At 46.6% G+C, this 21173-nt stretch carries 21 protein-coding genes; 5 read left to right on the top strand and 16 right to left on the bottom strand.

Features of this window, described 5'->3' with window-relative positions; translation table 11 throughout:
• Positions 1-6: 6 nt before the first annotated feature.
• Entirely contained in the window at positions 7-615 is a 609-nt protein-coding gene (locus BM099_RS06335; protein ID WP_090725868.1) for a methylthioribulose 1-phosphate dehydratase, read from the bottom strand.
• A 371-nt stretch (positions 616-986) separates the two neighbouring features.
• Here BM099_RS06335 and purT point away from each other — a divergent pair, with 371 nt between their 5' ends.
• On the top strand, positions 987-2168 hold the full coding sequence (gene purT / locus BM099_RS06330; protein WP_090725866.1) for a formate-dependent phosphoribosylglycinamide formyltransferase: 1182 nt from the start codon (positions 987-989) through the stop codon (positions 2166-2168).
• 102 nt (positions 2169-2270) lie between these two features.
• Here purT and BM099_RS06325 read toward each other — a convergent pair whose 3' ends face one another.
• Positions 2271-2510, bottom strand: coding sequence for a DUF1059 domain-containing protein (locus tag BM099_RS06325; protein WP_090725863.1), 240 nt, complete (start codon positions 2508-2510; stop codon positions 2271-2273).
• 160 nt (positions 2511-2670) lie between these two features.
• Positions 2671-3459: a phosphotransferase gene (locus tag BM099_RS06320; RefSeq protein ID WP_090725861.1), complete on the bottom strand. Its 789-nt coding sequence runs from the start codon at positions 3457-3459 to the stop codon at positions 2671-2673.
• Positions 3460-3621: 162 nt separating this feature from the next.
• Here BM099_RS06320 and thiB point away from each other — a divergent pair, with 162 nt between their 5' ends.
• Genes thiB through BM099_RS06305 form a run of 3 tightly spaced genes read left to right on the top strand, consistent with a single transcriptional unit; the run spans position 3622 to position 6819 of the window.
• Complete coding sequence (gene thiB, locus BM099_RS06315) at positions 3622-4596, top strand: thiamine ABC transporter substrate binding subunit (protein WP_090725859.1); 975 nt, start codon at positions 3622-3624, stop codon at positions 4594-4596.
• Positions 4575-6227, top strand: a complete 1653-nt coding sequence (locus tag BM099_RS06310; RefSeq protein ID WP_232348972.1) for an ABC transporter permease subunit — start codon at positions 4575-4577, stop codon at positions 6225-6227. Before thiB ends, BM099_RS06310 begins: the two co-directional genes overlap by 22 nt.
• Entirely contained in the window at positions 6220-6819 is a 600-nt protein-coding gene (locus BM099_RS06305) for an ATP-binding cassette domain-containing protein (RefSeq protein WP_090725855.1), read from the top strand. Before BM099_RS06310 ends, BM099_RS06305 begins: the two co-directional genes overlap by 8 nt.
• Before the next feature lie 8 nt (positions 6820-6827).
• On the opposite strand, the gene pyrC is transcribed toward BM099_RS06305, so the two are convergent.
• The 3 genes from pyrC to BM099_RS06290 form a co-directional block, all read right to left on the bottom strand.
• A complete protein-coding gene (gene pyrC, locus BM099_RS06300) occupies positions 6828-7868 on the bottom strand; it encodes a dihydroorotase (protein ID WP_090725853.1) in 1041 nt (346 codons plus the stop codon).
• 180 nt (positions 7869-8048) lie between these two features.
• Positions 8049-9635 carry an ABC-F family ATPase gene (locus BM099_RS06295; protein WP_090726185.1) on the bottom strand — a complete coding sequence of 529 codons (1587 nt, stop codon included), beginning with the start codon at positions 9633-9635 and terminating at the stop codon, positions 8049-8051.
• Between the two features lie 257 nt (positions 9636-9892).
• Complete coding sequence (locus tag BM099_RS06290; RefSeq protein WP_090725851.1) at positions 9893-10102, bottom strand: cold-shock protein; 210 nt, start codon at positions 10100-10102, stop codon at positions 9893-9895.
• 476 nt (positions 10103-10578) lie between these two features.
• Between BM099_RS06290 and ubiT the strand changes: the two genes are divergently transcribed.
• On the top strand, positions 10579-11079 hold the full coding sequence (ubiT, locus tag BM099_RS06285) for a ubiquinone anaerobic biosynthesis accessory factor UbiT (RefSeq protein ID WP_090725849.1): 501 nt from the start codon (positions 10579-10581) through the stop codon (positions 11077-11079).
• Positions 11080-11270: 191 nt separating this feature from the next.
• Here ubiT and BM099_RS06280 read toward each other — a convergent pair whose 3' ends face one another.
• The 10 genes from BM099_RS06280 to BM099_RS06235 form a co-directional block, all read right to left on the bottom strand.
• A complete protein-coding gene (locus tag BM099_RS06280) occupies positions 11271-12182 on the bottom strand; it encodes a U32 family peptidase (RefSeq protein ID WP_232348971.1) in 912 nt (303 codons plus the stop codon).
• Between the two features lie 11 nt (positions 12183-12193).
• The gene (gene ubiU / locus BM099_RS06275) at positions 12194-13189 is read right to left on the bottom strand and encodes a ubiquinone anaerobic biosynthesis protein UbiU (protein ID WP_090725846.1); all 996 of its coding nucleotides are present in this window, start codon (positions 13187-13189) and stop codon (positions 12194-12196) included.
• Positions 13190-13322: 133 nt separating this feature from the next.
• The gene (gene zapE / locus BM099_RS06270) at positions 13323-14552 is read right to left on the bottom strand and encodes a cell division protein ZapE (protein WP_090725844.1); all 1230 of its coding nucleotides are present in this window, start codon (positions 14550-14552) and stop codon (positions 13323-13325) included.
• A 19-nt stretch (positions 14553-14571) separates the two neighbouring features.
• The gene (locus BM099_RS06265; protein ID WP_090725842.1) at positions 14572-16002 is read right to left on the bottom strand and encodes an aldehyde dehydrogenase family protein; all 1431 of its coding nucleotides are present in this window, start codon (positions 16000-16002) and stop codon (positions 14572-14574) included.
• A gap of 168 nt (positions 16003-16170) precedes the next feature.
• The gene (locus BM099_RS06260) at positions 16171-17319 is read right to left on the bottom strand and encodes a response regulator (RefSeq protein WP_090725839.1); all 1149 of its coding nucleotides are present in this window, start codon (positions 17317-17319) and stop codon (positions 16171-16173) included.
• Positions 17320-17481: 162 nt separating this feature from the next.
• A complete protein-coding gene (locus BM099_RS06255; protein WP_090725837.1) occupies positions 17482-18162 on the bottom strand; it encodes an ABC-type transport auxiliary lipoprotein family protein in 681 nt (226 codons plus the stop codon).
• Positions 18152-19051: an MlaD family protein gene (locus BM099_RS06250; RefSeq protein ID WP_177201098.1), complete on the bottom strand. Its 900-nt coding sequence runs from the start codon at positions 19049-19051 to the stop codon at positions 18152-18154. Before BM099_RS06250 ends, BM099_RS06255 begins: the two co-directional genes overlap by 11 nt.
• Positions 19041-19808, bottom strand: coding sequence for an ABC transporter ATP-binding protein (locus tag BM099_RS06245; protein WP_198064134.1), 768 nt, complete (start codon positions 19806-19808; stop codon positions 19041-19043). The genes BM099_RS06250 and BM099_RS06245 overlap by 11 nt, the downstream gene beginning before the upstream one ends.
• Entirely contained in the window at positions 19805-20956 is a 1152-nt protein-coding gene (locus BM099_RS06240; RefSeq protein WP_090725833.1) for an ABC transporter permease, read from the bottom strand. The genes BM099_RS06245 and BM099_RS06240 overlap by 4 nt, the downstream gene beginning before the upstream one ends.
• The gene (locus BM099_RS06235; RefSeq protein WP_090725831.1) at positions 20956-21153 is read right to left on the bottom strand and encodes a type 1 glutamine amidotransferase family protein; all 198 of its coding nucleotides are present in this window, start codon (positions 21151-21153) and stop codon (positions 20956-20958) included. The genes BM099_RS06240 and BM099_RS06235 overlap by 1 nt, the downstream gene beginning before the upstream one ends.
• Positions 21154-21173: the final 20 nt, after the last annotated feature.

Raw genomic sequence — 21173 nt, 5'->3', positions numbered from 1 at the left:
ATGGCCTTATCTATTTAACAACATCATGTCTCGCTCGCAGGCAAACAGAAACTCCAGCCCTTCAAGGTGCCTTCTGGCTTCGGACATATCCCGTCCCCAGGCATATAAACCATGGCCGCGAACTAAAAAGCCCCATTGAAGCGGCGTGTCTGTCCATACCTCTTTTAACTGTTGCGCCAGCAGCTGCATATCCTGGGTGTTTTCAAACACGTGGATTGAAATCGTGCTGTCATGCGTTTGATTACCCGATAAGGACTTCTGCATCTCATAACCACTCAACAACAGAGAGTCCGATGCTTCCAGACGGGACAACACTGTTGATGCAACAGAATGAGTGTGTAGCACTGCACCAATATTCTCATCCAGAGCATACAGCGCGGTATGCAACAATGTTTCCGCAGAAGGCTTTAGCACAGAATCTATAGGCTGCCCTTCAAGATTAACTTTAAGCAGGTCATAAGGTGTTAACTCACCTTTATGTCGGCCCGATGCCGTTACCCATGCCGATGCGTTATCAATACGCGCCGAGAAGTTTCCGCCGGTAGCAGGACACCAGCCCTGAGCATCAATCCAGCGCCCAGCTTCCACAATAGAGTGTGTCAATAAGTCAGACATCCGTCGTTTGCCATCTCTTGATGATAAGAAAGTAGCTAGTTTACGAGAAGCTGCAGGATTATCGAAGTAAAACCGAGGGATATTTTGAGGCTATTCATAGTGACAGTGATAACACTTAGAAACGGGTAGAAGCCAGAACGAGAAAGGGGCCGTCAGTCAGACCGCCCCATCAAAACCGAAATGATTCCGGCTATATAGCCCTAAGGCAAAAGGAATTTCATGTAACTACGTAAGTGAAACAGCTATATCTCCTTTTTTAGTTTTTGAGCAACTGATTTCAGTATAGCTAAATTTTTATAAAGTCATAGAGTAGATTTTTCCAGAGATATCGTATAATGCGTGAATGAATTTCAATTAAGGATACCGCGCTCATGGTCACTATTGGCACCCCTCTTGCTTCTCATTCCACCCGTGTTTTAATGTGCGGCGGCGGTGAACTTGGCAAAGAAGTCGTTATAGAACTGCAACGCTTAGGGGTTGAGGTGATTGTGGTAGATCGCTACCCGAATACACCCGCCATGCAGGTAGCCCACCGCAGCCATGTTATATCCATGCTGGACGGCGCCGCGTTACGCGCAGTGATTGAACAGGAAAAGCCGGACCTGATCGTCCCCGAAATTGAAGCGATAGCCACCGAGACACTGGTAGCGCTTGAAGCAGAAGGCTTTACTGTTATCCCTACCGCCAACGCCGCACGTCTGACGATGAACCGCGAAGGCATTCGCCGTCTCGCGGGCGAAACATTAGCACTAGCCACCTCGCCATACCGTTTTGCGGCAACGCTTGAGGAATACCATACGGCGGTTGCCGCTATCGGTTTGCCTTGTGTGGTTAAACCGATCATGAGCTCATCCGGCAAAGGCCAGAGCACAGTAAAAACCAAAGCCGATATCGATAAAGCCTGGGTCTATGCGCAGGAAGGTGGACGCGCCGGGCAAGGCAAGGTTATTGTTGAAGGCTTTGTTGATTTTGATTATGAAATCACCCTGCTCACCGTTCGGCACAGCAGCGGCACTTCATTCTGCGAACCGATTGGTCATGTTCAGGTCGATGGAGACTATCGCCAGTCGTGGCAACCACAGGCGATGTCATCTGCAGCACTTGAGGCAGCCAAGGACGCAGCAACCAAAGTTACTGACGCATTAAGTGGACGCGGTATTTTCGGCGTTGAACTGTTTGTAAAAGGTGATAGCGTTCTGTTCAGTGAAGTCTCTCCACGGCCACACGACACCGGTATGGTTACAATGATCTCTCAGGATCTATCCCAGTTTGCGCTACATGCCCGCGCTATCCTTGGCTTACCGATACCCAATATTCACTTTCACGGCCCCAGCGCATCTAGCGTCATTCTGGTTGAAGGCGAATCAACAGATACCCGATTTAGCGGCCTGGAAGACGTGTTAGCGGTACCGGACACTCAATTACGCTTGTTCGGTAAACCGGAAGTATCCGGACAGCGTCGCATGGGAGTTGTATTAGCAAGATCTGACTCCGCTGATAATGCCGTTAGCATTGCTAAAAATGCGGCCAGCAAAATAAAGATTACGCTGTAAACAGCTAGCGATAACAGCACAGGTAAGCTACTACAACCAGGCTACTTCAACTAAGTTACTACAACTAAGTGGCCTGTGCTGTTAATGAACTAGAAAACACAGTTACTCGTCCTCAGGCAGCGCTTCAAACTCTTTTCTTTTGCTCTCAAACCATGCGGTCATGGCTTCCGGCGTCTGCATCAACTGTCGCATCTCATCCATTGCTTTAAGATGCGCCGCATCCTTTTGTTGAAACATCTCCATTCCATGTTGCTTGCTCATTTTCGCTATTTCTTCAAACGAATTAGCATGAAACTCTTTATCACACGCCCCACCAAGCTGCTTACAGTTCATGGTCTTCATATCTACCTCCTATTTATCCTGATGCTAATACACTGCTCCAAAAAGAGATGCCTGCCAACCCCGCGGTTCTCTGTGAGCACTGTAAGCACCCAACAAACTACAAAGAAGACCGTTATCACTTCTTCTCAGGTACTCCATTGAACTTGATCAAAGGAATTTGTTAAGGAGCAGTTATATCAGTACCTAACTCATACCAGAGCCGGTTTAGCTGCTGATTAATCCGTTGTGCGATACTGATTGCGTGATCAAACGTTTTTACATCAATATGTCTGAAAGCAGGTAATGCCGCTACCGCCTGTAATGGAGCTGAAAACTCTGTCACCAATGCTGCCGCATCCAGCCAAGGGGTTCCCAGCCCGGCGTATTCCCAATCGATTACAATCAGTTGCCCGGCACTGCTGAGTAAATTGCCTTTATGTAAGTCATGATGCACCAGGCAAGCTTCAATCCACGCGATATCGTTGAGTTCACACATTAGCACGCGTATAGAATCGAGTAACATCTGCGCCTGCGACGCTTTAGCCAGCTCATCAATTTTTTGCTGATATGAATTCCATAACGCTGAATAATTAATCAGCGGCAGGTCTTTTATCTGCTGACATTCAAAAATACAGTTTAAGATCTGGTCGTGCAGATCGTCTATAGGCGCGTCACCCAGTGCGGCATAGCGCTTCATTAGCAACCAGCCTGGCTGGTTTTTATCTGGCATCTGCTGCTGTACAACATCAGGAGCCCATGATTTAGCGTCGATCAGATGAAGGACTTTTTCCTCTCGCTGCCGGCATACCCCAAGTACCTGTTTTTCAGTGTTCAGGCGCAATACAACCGACTGGTATTGGTACCAGCCGCTATAAAGTTGATTGGTTGTGCCGCTATGCGGCAAAAGCTGCCATTGCACGTCTGCAGACAATTGCATGTTTACATTTTCAAGCAACCGGTTCTGTTTCAAAAGTCACCTTGGTCATTAGCGGGAGGTTAGAGATATGCTATATTAACGTCTGTTATCGGGGCGTTGGCCTAATTGTCTAACCTAGTCTTAAATTAGTCTTAACTTTAAGTGTACCCGTCGAACCTGATCCAGTTAATACTGGCGCAGATAATAAAGGAAAAAATGAAAAAGCTATTCGCGCCACTCGCTGCCTGTGTGCTGGCAACTTCGGCACACGCCGCAGATCTGACTGTTTATACCTACGACTCTTTTGTTTCTGAGTGGGGCCCTGGCCCTCAGCTAGAATCGGCATTTGAAGAGCAATGCCAGTGTGATCTGGAGTTTATTGCGGTCGATGATGGGATCAGTATTCTGAATCGCCTGCGCATCGAGAAGGATAAAACCAAAGCCGATGTATTGCTTGGCTTGGATGATTCGCTCACAGAAGTCACTCGCCGCGAGTCTCTGGTTCAGCCGCACGGCGTAGCGCTTGATGGACTAAAAGCAGAGTTACAATGGCAGGATCAGGATTTTCTCCCCTACGACTATGGTTTTTTCTCCTTCATTTACAATACCGAGAACATAGTTGATCCGGTTACGTCATTAAGAGAACTGATCGAATCTGACGCATCCGTTATTTATCAGGACCCGCGTACCAGTACACCCGGACAAGGGCTGATGTTGTGGGTTAAAGCCGTTTATGGCAATCTGGCACCAGCAGCATGGAATCAACTCGCCACCCACACCGTCACTGTGACTAAAGGCTGGTGGGAAGCATATAGCATGTTCCTGGAAGACGATGCCGACTACGTACTCAGCTACAACACATCACCGGCGTACCATGTGATAGCAGAAGAGAAAAACCAATATAAAGCGGCGTTGTTTTCTGAAGGGCATATAGCCCAGATTGAAGTGGCGGCCATCTCTAGATATACAGACAATCCTGAGTTGTCTAAAGAGTTCCTCAGTTTTCTGATTTCTCCTCAAGCGCAAACAATTATTCCGGTGACTAACTGGATGCTGCCAGTCGTCGACAATATAGAGTTGCCTGAGGTTTTTGATCACCTGATTCAACCGACACGAATCGGATTTACGCCCAAGCAGGTTGCTCAGCAGCGTAAAGTCTGGCTGCGTGAATGGCGGTCCTCTGCAAATTGATGCGTTTACACTGGCTCGCCTATCCTCTGATATTATCCTTAACCAGTCTTTCATTTTATGGACTGATCAGTTTTGGAGATGAGGGATTCGATACTGCCTTATTACAGGATAGTTACTTTTATTCCATTCTCGGCTTCACACTCAAACAGGCATTACTCAGCGCCCTTCTGTCGGTGGGTATAGCCATTCCAATCGCTCGCACGCTTTATTTTTTTCCTGACCTGCCCGCTAAAAAGCTATTTCTGACGTTTTGCCTGCTCTGTTTCGTAACGCCTACGCTCATTGTCATTACCGGTCTGGTCGCATTGCTCGGCCGCTCTGGTTTCATGACGCCCTGGCTGGATAGTTTTTTTAACACCTTTATGGATAACAGCTGGAACCTTTACGGCTTATCCGGCATTTTGATTGCACATATTTTCATGAATATGCCGTTAGCCGTCCGCATTATCTATCTGCAACTTCAGACTATTCCTGATAACAGCTGGAAACTCGCCAGCCAGTTAAAGCTAAATCAAGGACAGCGCTTTCGTTTGATTGAATGGCCGGTACTGCGAAGTAGCGGCCTGCTGTTGCTGTGTTTTATTTTTGTACTCTGCTTTAACAGCTTTGCTGTGGTCCTGGCGCTAGGCGGCGGGCCTCAATCCACAACATTAGAGGTCGCCATCTACCAGGCGCTTAAATATGACTTTAATATCCCTGAAGCCCTGACGCTGGCCTGGACACAGCTACTTGTCGCTGGAGGGCTGTATTGGCTGATTACACGGGCAGGAGGGCTATCCTGGCAAAGTGTTGAATCCAATCAATATCTTTGGCGACCAAAGCACAATCCTGCCTCAACACGTCGGGCAATGATCATTTATGCTTTATCCTGGTGTGTGTTATTGCTGCCTTATCTATCCCTGCTTCCCGGATTATTCAATAGCGAACTCTCAGGTAAAGATTTAAGAGCTATAGGACACTCGGCCCTCATTAGCGTGGCACTCGCGGTTATCGCCGCGCTTCTCGCCATGGCTGCCGCCTTTGCCTTGCTGCAACCCATCAGACAAGCAGCACTCGGCGCGCAGGTTAAACGTATGTGGCTTTACGAGAGCATGGCCACGCATGCTCTGGTCGCACCGGCCATGGTCCTTTCTGTCGGTCTGTTTGTTTATTTACTACCACGCATAGATCTGGAAAGGTGGGGCATTATTTTCGTCGTCATTCTCAACACCGCGCTGGTTATCCCGTTTGCCGTGCAAAAGCTCAAACCACGGCTGCTGCAATTTGATCAACAGTACAACCGACTGGCGCGTTCGTTGAAACTGACACGAGCTACACGCTGGCAGATTGAATGGCCGTTCATTCAAGAGATCTATCTCGCCACATTAGGCTTAGTGCTGGTACTGGCCATGGGGGATGTCGCTATTTTTTCTATCTTCGGCTCACCGGAATGGACGACGCTGCCTTGGTTAATTTATGGTTATGCCAGCAGCTATCGAATCACTGAAGCCAGCACAGCTTCATTTATTCTCTTAGCACTATGTGCGTCTTTCCTGTTTCTGTTAGAAAAGTACACCGTCAGCCGCCCCACGCCTATAAAAAATAAAACACCAGGCCGCCAGCCTCAATATGAAGGCAATACCCATGCTTAACATTGAAAATTTACAGCTCACGCTAGACGGCTGGCCACTGCGCTATCAGATGCAGATAGACACAGGCGAAATCGTCGCGATACAAGGCATCAGCGGTGTTGGAAAAACCACCTTACTCAACCTGATCGGCGGATACCTGATGGCTGATTCAGGGACGGTTAAATGGAACCAGCACCCCATCAATAGCCTGCCCATAGAAAAGCGCCCGGTGAGTATGCTGTTTCAGGATCACAATCTATTTGAGCATATCAGCGTATTGGATAATCTATGCCTTGGGTTTTCGGCTGCAGCGCCTGTCGATGCCATCATGGATGCGGCACGACACTTAGGGGTCGATGAACAGCTGGCAAAGAAACCAGCGACCCTGTCAGGCGGACAACGCCAGCGCATCGCGCTGATTCGTACACTGTTACGCCCCGAACCCATTGTGTTGCTCGACGAGCCTTTTGCAGAGCTGGATCCATCAACCCGGGAAAAGGCCGCATTATGGACGAGAGCACAAGCAAAATTGGCAGGTAAAACCGTGTTACTGGTCACCCACCAGGATGAAGATGTTGAGCGCGTGGCAGACCGCAAGATTATTCTGAGCTAGCAGACCGATTAAATACCCGCCTGAACTTTCCAATGTACGGTTTCACCGGCAAAGAAAGGCACTATCGGCTTTCCGTTAGGCAAGATAATCTCAGCAGGAATAGTCCAGTCTTCACGCACCAGCGTTACACTGCCCGTATTGCGTGGCAAACCATAGAAGTCAGCCCCATAATGGCTGGCAAAACCCTCCAGCTTATCCAGCACACCTAATTCTTCAAACACATGAGCATAGAGTTCTAATGCGCTCCAGGCACTGTAACAACCCGCACATCCGCAGGCATTTTCTTTGGCTTCTTTGGCATGCGGCGCCGAGTCTGTTCCTAAGAAAAATTTAGCTGATCCTGATTTCACGACATCACGCAATGCAGCCTGATGCGTATTACGTTTTAATACCGGCAAACAGAAGTTATGCGGACGCACACCGCCCACTAACAGATCATTACGATTCAACAACAGATGTTGCGGGGTAATAGTGGCCGCTATATTATCAGAAGCCTGCGATACAAACTGGGCGGCTTCAGAAGTAGTAATGTGCTCAAACACCACTTTAAGATCAGGAAAGCGCTCCACAATAGGCACTAGCTTCTGATCAATAAATACTTTTTCCCGATCAAAGATATCAATATGCTGATCCGTCACTTCACCATGAACCAACAGCAACATGCCCTGCTGTTGCATCACTTCAAAGACAGGATACAAGGCTTCCAGCTGACTGACAGCCGCCGCCGAATTAGTTGTAGCGCCTGCAGGGTACATTTTAGCCGCAACAGCACCGGCGGCTTTCGCGGCAATGATATCCTCAGCTGATGTCTGATTAGTCAGAAACAGCGTCATCAGCGGTTCAAAATCACTACCTTCAGGACGAGCATCAAGAATACGCTGACGATAGGCGATTAACATATCAGCATTGACAACCGGTGGCACCAGATTAGGCATGACAATCGCCCGATGAAAGCATCGCGCGGTTGCCGCCACTGTTTCTGCCAGCATATCGCCATCACGCAAATGTAAATGCCAATCATCCGGAGTTTGTATCGTTAACGTCGCCATACACTACCTGCTTTTCGGTTTATTGTGGATTGATATTATACCGCAGAATTCAAAGAGAGTGGATTCAGCCGACTCAGCAGGTCAGCTTCAGATTTGACGAACTAATTTACTAATGCAAAAAGCAGGCAAAATAAAACCCGCCGAAGCGGGTTCAAGATACAGCTTGTGTAGCGCTAAAGATTAGACTTCCTGACTGCGCAGGTAATCATCATAAGTACCACGGAAATCAACAATACCTGTCGGTGTTAATTCAAGAATACGGGTAGCCAATGAGGATACAAACTCACGGTCGTGACTCACAAAAATCAAGGTTCCCGGGTAGTTCTCAAGCGCCAGGTTCAATGACTCAATCGACTCCATATCCAAATGGTTAGTTGGCTCATCCATTAGCATAATATTAGGACGCGTCAGCATCAGCTTACCAAACAGCATGCGGCCCTGTTCACCACCGGATATGACTTTAACGGACTTATCGATCTCTTTCTGAGAAAATAATAAACGTCCTAAGGTGCCGCGAATCACTTGCTCATCATCGCCTTCCTGACCCCAGTCACCCATCCACTCAAGAAGCGTTTTTTCTTCTTTAAAATCAGATGCGTGATCCTGGGCATAGTAGCCTATATCTGAATTTTCGGACCACTTGATCTCGCCAGCGGTAGGTTCTGTATCACCAACAAGACATTTCAGCAGTGTGGTTTTACCGATGCCGTTTGGCCCGATGATGGCAACACGCTCACCCACCTCAACCATTAAATTAAGACCTGAAAAAAGCTCCTTATCGAAACGCTTTTTCAGCCCTTCCACTTCCAGCGCCAGACGGTGCAATTTTTTACTTTGTTCGAAGCGGATAAACGGATTTTGACGGCTGGATGGTTTTACATCTTCCAACTGAATTTTATCAATCTGCTTAGCACGAGAAGTCGCTTGTTTAGATTTAGAAGCATTCGCAGAGAAGCGGCTGACAAAGGCTTTCAGATCAGAAATTTGTGCTTTTTTCTTCGCATTGTCAGATAACAAACGTTCACGCGCCTGGGTCGCCGCCGTCATATATTCATCATAAGAACCAGGATATAAACGCAAGGTTCCGTAATCCAGATCGGCCATATGCGTGCACACACTATTCAGAAAGTGACGGTCATGCGAGATAATAATCATGGTGCAATTACGTTCGTTCAATACGCTTTCTAACCAGCGGATAGTATTAATATCCAAGTTGTTGGTGGGCTCATCCAACAACATAATATCCGGTTCAGAAAACAGAACCTGAGCGAGCAATACACGCAACTTCCAACCCGGTGCGACTTCACTCATCAGGCCATAATGCTGCTCAATAGGAATACCGACCCCCAGCAACAGTTCGCCTGCGCGAGACTCTGCGGTATAACCATCCATCTCTGCAAATTCAGCTTCAAGTTCGCCGGCACGCATGCCATCTTCTTCGCTCATATCCGGATTAGCATAGATAGCATCGCGCTCGGACTTAATGTCCCAGAGCTCTTTATGACCCATAATCACAGCATCAATAACACTGAACTCTTCGTATGCAAACTGATCCTGCGCCAATTTACCAATACGTTCGCCAGGCTCTTTTGATACTGTCCCGGAAGAAGGCTCAAGGTCATTACCCAGAATCTTCATAAAGGTAGATTTACCGCAACCATTGGCACCGATTAAACCATAACGGTTACCTTCGCCAAATTTTACAGAGATATTTTCGAAAAGCGGCTTGGCGCCAAATTGAATGGTGATGTTCGCGGTTGTAAGCAATGTTCTATTCCGAATTAAAAAACTAATAAGAGCGGCTTCGCCGTAAAAACCAACGAAACGAAACGCAGACGAAAAAATGGCGCATATTATGCCATAAATCGATTGAAACGGGTTAATCTGACAGCAGACAATATTGTGTGATATTTTTGCTGGCACATTAAAAAAGGGCGAAACCGTTAGATTTCACCCTTTTTCATCCCTTTGGAGGGACTCAGTTATAACCTAATCCATAAAGGACTGGCTATTCGCTGCTCTACTTATAGAGGAACGATGTTCTCAGCCTGAGGACCTTTCTGACCCTGAGTAACTGTGAACTGAACTTTCTGGCCTTCAGCTAGAGTTTTGAAGCCTGAAGTAGAAATAGCGCTGAAATGAGCGAAAACGTCTGGACCAGATTCTTGCTCGATAAAGCCAAAACCTTTAGATTCGTTGAACCATTTTACAGTACCAGTAGTTGTATTAGACATATTAATTTCCTGTTAAATCAAGAGTAATTGAAGCCTTAAAATAAGGCGGGTTATGCTGGAAGTGTTGCTATTACTTATGAAAACAGGACGTAAATTTAAAAATCTAACATCAAATTGGCATGCATAAATATAGGACGTACTTTCAAGCTGCAGTCATTATATACCCCTATCTTTCACTGTCAACAGCTATTTATACATCTTTTTTATTTGTTTGCTGTTTGTGAATGTCTAAAAGAAACAATTGGATAGCTCTCACGGAGTGTGCTCGTTCGTTATCTCATGTGTACACAAGAAGTCGATAGTCACGATGATCGCTCCCTGCGGCAAAATCCCGACCTTAGCATTGGCAATAGTTTAATGGCATCAGCGCTATTAGCCCGATGAAACAGATGGCAAGCTGACACAGTCACTTGATAGATATCAAAGGGGAAAAGAGAGCTTTGCTCTACTATCAGGCATCGATTAAGGAGCCCCTCATGACCGCTTTCACCCTGCCTGACTTTGCGCCATTTCGGCTGCTAAAATCACTACCCACACCCAATATTGCAAAAATCATTTGCTTTACAGAACCCAAACTTCCTTTTCCCATCAGAAAAAAAGCAGCAGAGCAGCTTCTGAACTACCTGTTTAGAGAGCAGCTTCAGGATGATGAGTTCTATTTTCTGGAAGGACAGGAGCTGGGTTTAGAGGTACGGGACTTAAGTATTCAGGTTGCCTTTACCTGCCAGAATGAAAAACTGATCGTACTTCCTGCTCAACAACCTGACGCCTGGATTAGAGGTGATAGCACAGACTTCTTGCAGATGGCCTCTCAGGAAGTTGACCCTGACACGTTGTTTTTCCAGCGACGATTAGTTATCGAGGGTAATACTGAACTAAGTCTGGCGATCAAAAACCTAATGGACGGTGTTGACTGGAGTGAGATGCCTGCGCTGTTCCAACGCAGCATTCAACTGGCACAGCGGGTTGTAAACTAGTGATACAAGAGAATCAGCTAAGCCAATTTCTCAGCTTATTCTCTTCAGTATTAGCCAATATTCTTAACTAATATTTTTAGCCAGCACTGTTATCCAGGACTCTGATCCAGACCCTGAAGCAACATTCTGATGCAGGACCCTGATGCAAGTCAGCTGGCTAATATACCCGGCAAAAGAGCCGATTAAGAAGCCTAATCCAGCCATTTCATTCCAGGCTGACCATACCAATAACCATTACACTGAGATTGATTTAACAGAGGAATCATCGCTGATGAAGATTCATCTAAGCGATCAGTAAAACGCTGTATCACTTCCGCCATTCTTTCTCGCTGCGGACTCAGGCGCACCAGATTAACACCTATCCGGCGCATCCGTTGTAGCTCATTTTCGAGATTATAGTGCTCGCCCGATAATGTCTGAATACCATTGATGATAAACAGGCTATCCTCTTCCTGTGATTTCATCGCAATGCCATCAGGATATTCTATACAACAAAAATTGCAGTTATCTTTGGGTAGATTCTTAAATCGTGCGGTAAAACAGCGGGCAGCATAAGCCAGCGGCAAGCAACCGTATGCAAACACCTCTGTTTCAAGCTCGGGCAAACCACCATCAGCGGCCGCTTGCTGCAGCAGATCGTCAAGGGTCTGCGCGCCTAACTCCACCGGCATCACCCAACGGCGCATTCCACTGCTATACAGCTGTTTCAAAACAGCCAGGTTATAAACGTTAATCGAAGGGCCTGTAACGAAAGGAATATCCTGCTGGCTTAACAATTGTACCGCGGCGATATCATTGGCCTCGGCCATCAGGTCACCATTCTGGCAGATGCGTCGTAACATTTTCAGTTCAGATTCCGCCTCAAGCAACGCCAACGTAGAGAGCACCACTTTTTTGCCGCATTGTGACAACTCCTGGGCCAACCCCAGCCAGTCAGATAGCTTTAACTCACGTCGTTTAGAGCATACTGTTTCACCCAGATAAATAGTATCCAAGGGTAGCTCTGCTACTTCAGCATAAAAATTATAAACGTCCTGTTTCGGCCAGAAGTATAAAATGGGTCCCAATGATAGCTTCATTGTCTTATCTACCTGATTCATCATGCCATCCCCTGTTACTGCCAACTACGGTGGTAAGCACCAATAGTGGTTGTTGAACCTTCAGAGAGTTCCAGCAGGCCGCTATTCCATTCTGGATTTATATAAAAATGATCTGGATTACGTGCTGCCGTATCAAGTGCTTCCCGCCAGATGCGCACCACCTTGGCTACATAGGCAGGGCTTCGCTGTCGCCCCTCAATTTTTAACGCCTTAATACCCATGCGCTTTAACTCAGGAATTAAGTTCAAGGTATTCAGGCTGGTAGGCTCTTCCATCGCGTGATAAATCGCACCTTCCACCTCAAAGCGCCCCTTACACAAGGTCGGATAACCTGCTTTTTCATCTGCTTTGTAGCGATCAATTAACACATCATTTAAGCGGGACTCGAGACCTGAGGCAGTCTCCTGCCAACGGACCGCTTTTGCCGGTGAGCACGCGCCACAGGTATTCGGCGATTCATCGGTAATATACGAGGAAAGATAGCAACGACCTTCTACCATGATACAAAGGCTTCCAAAGGCAAAGACTTCCAGCTCAACCGGACTGTGCTGCGCTAAGTGCGCAACTTGTGCCAATGACAACACACGCGGCAGGACAGCACGCTTAATACCAAACTGCTGATGGTAATAAGCCAGTGCTTCATAATTCGTCGCTGAGCCTTGAACGGAGAGATGCAGATTAAGATCAGAATGCGTATCGGAAGCGTAGCCCAACACCCCCATATCGGCAGCAATTAAGGCATCGACCCCCATATCAGCGGCCATATCCACCGCAGTCTGCCACGCTTTCCAGCCAGAAGGCTGTGGATAGGTATTAACAGCACACAGCACTTTGACTGCATGACTGCGGGCATAATCTATCCCCTTCTCTGCCTTGCGACGGTCAAAATTAAGGCCTGCAAAATGGCGTGCATTGGTGGCATCTTTAAAACCAAAATAGACAGCACTGGCACCATTATCAACAGCCGCTTTTAAAGCAGGATAACTTCCCGCAGGACAAACCAACTCCACGATAGCACCTCCAACAGTTTTCAGAGATGCTAGCCTAGCAACGACAACGAGAGATGTACTTGATAGTCATCAAGCAAAAAACAGAGGCATGGTGCCCAATACAGAGGTATGCCGGCCAATAAATATTATTGATTCAGGCTTTTTGATGGGCTGAGCTGAGCGCTGGGCTTGGCGCTGGACTTACACCAGAGCTTTTAGATGAACTTGGATCTGAACTAGGAGCTGAATTCGAGAGGTACTCCATAGATTGCATTTCAACCAAACGACTATAGGTACGTTTAAACTCAAAACTAAGTGACCCACCGCTATACAGATACTCCAGCGGCACATCGGCTGATAGATACAAGCTTACGCGCCGATCATAAAGCTCATCGACTAAGCTGATAAAACGTCTTGCCGGGTCATCCTGGCGGGCATAAGAGAGCTTTCGCTCGCCGGTATCGGTTACGCCAAAACTGCCGTCTTCGGTACCGCGCGCTTTAATCCAGCCGCGACACTCGCCTCCCAGCATGGGAATATCGCTGAGCATAATGCAGCGAAAACGACTCGCCAATTCAATGTAATCTAACTGTGAGCGAGGGCCATTACACAAGGCATCAAAACTAAACCAGACAACACTCGCGCCTGATCCCATCACCTCTATCGGTCTTAGGCATACCAACAGCGTCTTTTCTGAGCGAAACTTATTATCGCATGACGGCCCAGCTAACTGTTGAAACAAGGTTTCAAATTGAGCTTCAGAGGATAAGAAATAGGTTTGCTGGTGCTGCAAATGGCGAAGCCGGTGATCCTCTTCGCCATTGAGATGAATCTCTTGGGTGTGTTGCGACAGTAATTGAATGGCCGGTTCAAAGCGCTGCCGCTGTAAACCATCCCAATACAAGCGGTCGATAGGGATATTTGACGTTGCCACCAGCGTAAGTCCGTTCTCAAACAGTGCCTTAAAGAAGCGCCCCAATATCATTGCATCACCGATATCAGAGACAAAAAACTCATCAAAACAGAGCACCTTACACTCTTTCGCTAACTGTTTTGCGATTCGTCGTAACGGATCAGCGTGGCCGGACTCTGCATTCAGGTCACGATGTATTCGCGCCATAAAGCGATGAAAGTGCAAACGAAGTTTACGCCCATCGGGTAAGCTTTCGTAAAACAGATCCATCAGAAAAGTCTTACCACGCCCTACATCACCCCATAGATAAAGCCCTTTGACGGGCGCTTTTCTACGCTCTAAAAAGGACCGGGGTTTTTGTAGCTGCCAATACAGTTGCTCCAGCTGCTCAATCGCCTCAAGTTGTTTTGAATCAGACACGAAGCCGCGCTGCTCAAGTTGATGCTGGTAGCGCTTCAGAGGTGACGACATCGTGTGATCCGGTTATTTTTCAGACCTCATCATAACCAAATAACGCTTTCGTTTCGAGAAACTCTTCCAACCCATAAGCGCCCCACTCCCGGCCAATACCAGACTGTTTATAACCTCCAAAAGGCGCATTCGCATCGAGTACAGCCCCGTTCAGATGAACCATGCCCGTACGTAAACGCGCGGCGACAGAGCGGGCACGATCCAGATCAGCAGACCATACACCACCCGACAACCCATACGGCGAATCGTTGGCAATAGCGACCGCTTCATCTTCATTCTGATAAGAGAGAATACTCAGAACCGGACCGAAAACTTCTTCACGTGCAATACTCATGTCATTTGTCACACGAGCAAAAACAGTCGGTTTTACAAAGTAACCTTTGACTAATCCTGATGGTTTACCGAGCCCGCCACACACCAGCTCCGCCCCTTCATCGATCCCTTGAGCAATTAAGCCCTGAATTTTGTTCCACTGAGCCTGACTCACCACCGGCCCGATTACCGTCGTCGCTTCCATCGGATCACCAGCAATAACAGAGGCCGCTGTGCGGCGCGCAATCTCAATCACTTCCTCTAACTTATTAGCGGGGACCAACATGCGCGTCAGAGCGTTACACGACTGACCGCTGTTATTCATCACGCCTTTAACACCACGACTGACCGCTTTTTCAAAATCGGCGTCATCAAGAATAATATTTGCTGATTTCCCACCCAACTCCAGTGCCACGCGCTTAACGGTTAAGGCTGCCGCTTGCGATACTAAGGTGCCTGCGCGTGTTGAGCCGGTGAATGAAACCATGTCCACATCTTTATGATGTGTCAACGCCGATCCTACACCCACGCCATCACCGTCTATCAGGTTGAATACGCCCGCCGGTACTCCCGCTTCGTGCATGATATCAGCAAAGATATGTGCGGAAAGCGGAGCGACCTCACTCGGTTTCAATACCATAGTGCAGCCTGCAGCAATGGCCGGCGCGACTTTACAGGCGATCTGATTAAGCGGCCAATTCCAGGGCGTAATCAAGGCACAGACACCTATCGGCTCTTTAACTACCTTTGTGGTACCCATGACCTCTTCAAAAGAATAATTTTTCAATAATTTCAAAGCCACATAGAAATGACCCAAACCAGCTGCCACCTGGGCGTTTTTTGCTAACATCTCAGGCGCGCCCATCTCATTGGTAATCGCGTCAGCGAGTGCATCACTATGCTTTTTATAGGCGCTAATAATTCTTTCCAGCAGGGCGATACGATCATCACGGCTGGTTTGGCTAAAGCCAGGGAATGCTTTACGTGCAGCCGCCACCGCTAACTCAACATCATCACTATTACCCAACCGAATAGTTGCGATAGCTTCCTCCGTTGCAGGATTAATAACGGCTAACGAGTCATGACCCTTAGGATCCACCCATTGGCCATCAATATAGAATTTCTGTAAATCACGCATTCTCAAACCTTCCCTTAATTTGGCATATTTATTAAATAGGTACAGATTTACCATTACCACGATGGGTATTCAATCTTAGAAATAGATAAAAACAGAAGGGGAATCAAAGACGTCAGCAATCTTAATCCTAAAAGCAAAGATGCATTAACGAATTTGCCTTGGACAATACTAACCTGAGGCCTTCAGTAGGTTAAGATTATCATTAACTTTATGAATCAACATATCCCGATCAACAGGCTTATGCATCACTCCATGAACACCTAACTTCATCGCTTCCTGCGTGTTTTCTTTATCCCCCTCTTTTGCCAGCAGCAAAATCCGTGTATGACGCATTTGCGAGTCATTTTTTATTGTATTAATCACATAAAGCGGGCTCATATCCGGCAACTTTACATCGATCATAACAATGTCCGGTTTCCAGGTTCGCATTAACTGAATGGCATGTGTCGCATTGCTCGAAACCTGAGCGCTATAGCCTGCCGAGTCAAGGCTCTCCTTAATATTGTCACGCATTAACGCATCGTTTTCGATCAGCAAAATATTACTATCGGGAAATGCAGCAGCCTTAGGGTGCTCCAATCTTTCTTTTTTCAATTGAGCAATATCAGCAACACCTTTTACTGCAGCTTGAAGCTGCTGCTGGGTGCTTTTCTGATGCGCGCTCACCTCTTTGATGAGTTCACTTTCTGCATGATGGTCAATGATAGAACTGATCTGCTTCTGCTGTTCCTTGGGCAGGGTGCTGTTTTTGAGGATATTCTGTTTCATTTTCTCCATAGAAAATGAAACAATCGTTAATAGCTTTTCATAACTATCCTGATTGACTTCATCAAGCACATCCTGGCAATTCATCACCTGATCAAAATAGTTACAAAGATCATCTAAATTGAAGGCATTTATATCTCTTGAATCACGGTTGTTTTTTACGCGACGCAGAAATCGTAAACGCAGTAAAATATGATAAGGATCATACAAAGGGCGGACAATAAAATAATCATCAAACACATCCTTGTTGCAGATTGAAAAAGCGTCTTTCAGCTCCTCGCGACTGCAAAGCAAAATCCGTCGAGAGAGGATTTTATCAACATTTTTTTTTGAACTGAGTAAGTGCAGAAAACATACTTCATTTTCCCGTAAATTTTTGAGGCCCATCAGGAGAACATCGATTTTTTTATCAACAATAATGGACAGCGCTTCCTCTTCATTTTTTGCGATATAAAACCGCGCAAAATGACGTTTTATCAGATTAGATAATGACCTGAGATCTTCAACAGCATCTGTAATCAGTAATATTGAAAAACGACTCGCGTTTAGCATAACCACCCCTGATTTTTCTCTGAAGCGCAAAGTTCCATTTTTCTCTCGCAGCAACTATACATCTGTTTTATTTATAGTATTGACCTCACTCTAGTCGATAAAAAGCAAAAAATACATTTATGTTACCAAATAACGACATATGAGTTTTTTTACCTTTTCCAATTACCGCAAGCGCTGCTCAGCTACCCATAAAGCAAGGTCGCGGACAATGTTACTCGCCCCTTCATTAAGCGCTATCGCCGCACCGGCCGCGTCATTACTCAATGCCGGCACAATCGTTATAAACTCCCTCCCGGCTATCATTTTTTTAGTGCGGGAGTTGATCAGATAAAAATGCATCCTTATCACGCCTTCTGATACACCCTGTTGTGAATTACTTTCTTGTAAACCACTTTGCTCTGCCCCTTTTTGCGAGTCATTTGCTTCTTTAAAGTGATGACTGAAATCTAACATCACGCTTTCCAGTAAATAATCACTGTCCGAAACTGATGTAGACGGCACAACCGCCAGAAACTGCTTACTTTGTTCCAAGACAACCTGAATATAGGTTTGCATTAATCTTACCGGTGCATCACTCCAGCGACTATAAGCATACTTATTTCGACCATGTCGCCCGTCGCTATAAGTAATATCAGTTGCACTAAAAGATCTTACGCCCTGCATCGGGGCAAGTTTGAGAGTAATAGAACGTTGTGGCTGCCTTGCTGTTTGAGTTTCGTTATCTATTTGATCAGGCGTTTTTGGCGCGACCGTATAGATATCGACTGCAGGAAGAGGCTTAAGAGCACACCCCGACAACAGAAACACCAAGGATAGATAGATCAAAACGCGACTATTTTTCATTATAGCCCTGCTCTCCAGGCCCTGGTTTTGGGGTAGAGCGTTTGAATAAAAGATCAGCAGGGCTCGCTTCGATCACCTCCGTTGTTCTTTGCAAATCACCCGCAAGAATGTTCAATTCGTATAACACCTGATTGAAAGACTCTAAGCTCTTATGTACATCCACGCGGATACTAGAACTTAACTGAGCAGAACTCTTCTCTACCCCTTCGGCCATTTTTTTAACGCGGGCGGATACTAGCTTGATCTGATCAAATGCCTGAGAAGCACTTTGCCCCATGCGCTTTCCGCCATCAATCAGACCCGTAAGGCCGCGCAACTGGGCATTAAATTCTTCAGCCAGCGCCTTCGTTTCAATAAGGATACTGTTGACATGATTAAGGTTTTCATCACTTAACAAGCGATCAAACTTATCTAAAGCCAGTACGGTTTTGTCAGTTAACTGCGTTAACGACTCGGAAAAGCGCTCAAACGTGGAAGTACGTGCCGGGATTTCTGCAATGCTGCTATTACCAGAGGCTGTCAGCAATGGAGCATCTTTACTGCCGCCCTCCAACTCTACATAGACTAACCCCGTTAACCCGAATGATTTAAGGGTAGCGACAGTATCAACCTTCACCGGCGTATTCTGGTCAACTCTTAGCAACAAAAAGACCTGTTCTGAATTGTCCGGGTTCAGCCCTATTGTCTCAACCACCCCCACATCAACACCCCGGTATTTAACCGACGAATCAGTACTCAAGCCGGCCACTGATTCTTTCATATAAACATGATAGTAATCCGCTTGCTGCTGACCGCCATATTTACCTAACCAAAAAGCAAATATGATTAATCCGGCAAACAAAAGCACAACAAACAACCCCACCAGTGTGTAATTGATCCTACTTTCCATGTTGACTCCGTATCCGACCACGAGCACCTTTGAAAAACTGCCCAACAATCGGATGTTGATTAGCCAGCACATCCGTCAATGAGCCTTCGGCCACCACTTTCTTTTCACCCAACACCGCTAAACGATCGACCACTGTCCAAATTGAATCAAGGTCATGCGTTACCATCACAATAGTCAGACCCAAAATATCCCGCAACTCAAGAATCAATTTATCAAACTCTTCTGCGCCAACGGGATCGAGCCCTGATGTTGGCTCATCCAAAAATAACAACTCAGGATCCATCGATAGCGCACGTGCTAACGCGACTCGTTTAATCATACCGCCACTCAGTTCAGCGGGATACAGACGTGCGGCTGTCGCAGGTAACCCAACCATTTCAATTTTTATCTGCACAATTTCCCGAATCAATGTCACCGGAAGGTCAGTGTATTCTTTTAATCCTATGCCAATATTTTCTTCTACTGTTAACGATGAATAAAGCGCACCGCCCTGAAACAAAACGCCCCACCTACGCCTCAACTGGGCCGCTTCATCGACACTAAGCGTCGACAAATCTTTATCTAATACCCTGATTTCGCCGGAAGCAGGCCTCAGCAACATGATCATCTCTTTGAGCAACGTCGACTTCCCCGACCCACTACCACCGAGCAGCCCATAAATCTCTCCCCGCCGTACACTCAGATTAACACCGTCGTGAATCACGCTTTGGCCAAACATGGTGACCAGTTCGGATACGCTGATAACGCTGCTGTTCAAATGCCTAACTCCGTAAAAATCACTGAAAATAGCGCGTCACAGGCGATCACAAGAAAAATAGCATTCACCACACTCATCGTCGTATAGCGACCAATACTGTCCGTATTTTTAGAAACCTGAAACCCTCGAAAACACCCTACTGCAGCAATCAACCACGCAAAAAAAGGCCCTTTCAAAATACCAATCCACACATGTTTTACTTCCAGCACCGTTTGTAAACGGTTAAAAAACTCAGTATAGGAAAGATTGAGGTGTAGATGGGAGATAAACATCCCGGCAAGAATACCGATAAGATCGGCAAAGAATATCAGCAAAGGCAAGGTAATCATTAACGCAAAAATGCGCGGAAGCACCAGAAAGCGATGCGGCTCAAACCCCATCGTGCGCATCGCATCAATTTCATCAGTTATCTTCATCACGCCAAGCTGGGCGGTATAGGAAGATCCGGTTCGACCCGCGACGACAATCGCCGTAATCAACGGCGCTAATTCACGTGTAATGGATAAGCCAATCATATCGACGATAAATATGTTGGCACCAAATTTTTCTAACTGAACGGCCCCCTGATAAGCGATCACCACCCCAATTAAAAAGCTGGTGAGCGCTACAATGGGCAAGGCTCGCACACCCGCCTCTTCGATATGCTTAACAATGGCGCCACCACGAATGGAACCCGGATGCCTGACCGCATACAAAAAACTGATAAAGCTTTCACCAACAAACGCCAGAAAAGCCATTATGTCCTGTACAAAAGCTACGCTGGCTTTACCAATATTATGTAAGGGTTGTAATAGCCGAAAAGACAAGGCGGGTGCAGGTGTTTTATCTTCCTGTATATAACGACGCAATAACCGGTACATGTCCTGGTGTTGCTGAGTCGCACCTATAAGCTCTATGGCGCACTGCTGCGTTATTAACTGATCATAATAATGAATAAAAAGTGCCATGCCAGCCGAGTCATAGCGCTCAACTGCTGACAACTCCCAGCAGATAATGTCATGGCTGTATTTTTTAACGGCCTGCTCAAGAACAGCAGCCACATTATCCAACGCATTAACTGTCCAGCTACCGCTGCTGGTGAGGGTAATACTTCCATCAGTGCTTTTATCAAATACGATATTGGCGGCATCTGCCTGGCAAGACGTCATCAGTTTACCACCCGCTGCTGGTCGGCTTTCTTGTATTTGCTCGTTGAAATACCCTGCACAATGAACAGATCGGCATCAACCAGATCATCCAGTCTATGACCTGGCTGCAAACGCAAGCCATTAGAACAGGTAACCGACTCTCCCGGACGCGAGACTAAACGGCACTCATCACAGGCTAAGCCGGGTATTTTGTACATATTGGCCGATCTTGCATGAT

The organism is Neptunomonas qingdaonensis, from assembly GCF_900113275.1.
Lineage (GTDB): Bacteria > Pseudomonadota > Gammaproteobacteria > Pseudomonadales > Balneatricaceae > Neptunomonas > Neptunomonas qingdaonensis.
The sequence above is the reverse complement of the archived record's forward strand: the minus strand, read 5'-3'. Positions and strand labels throughout refer to the sequence as shown.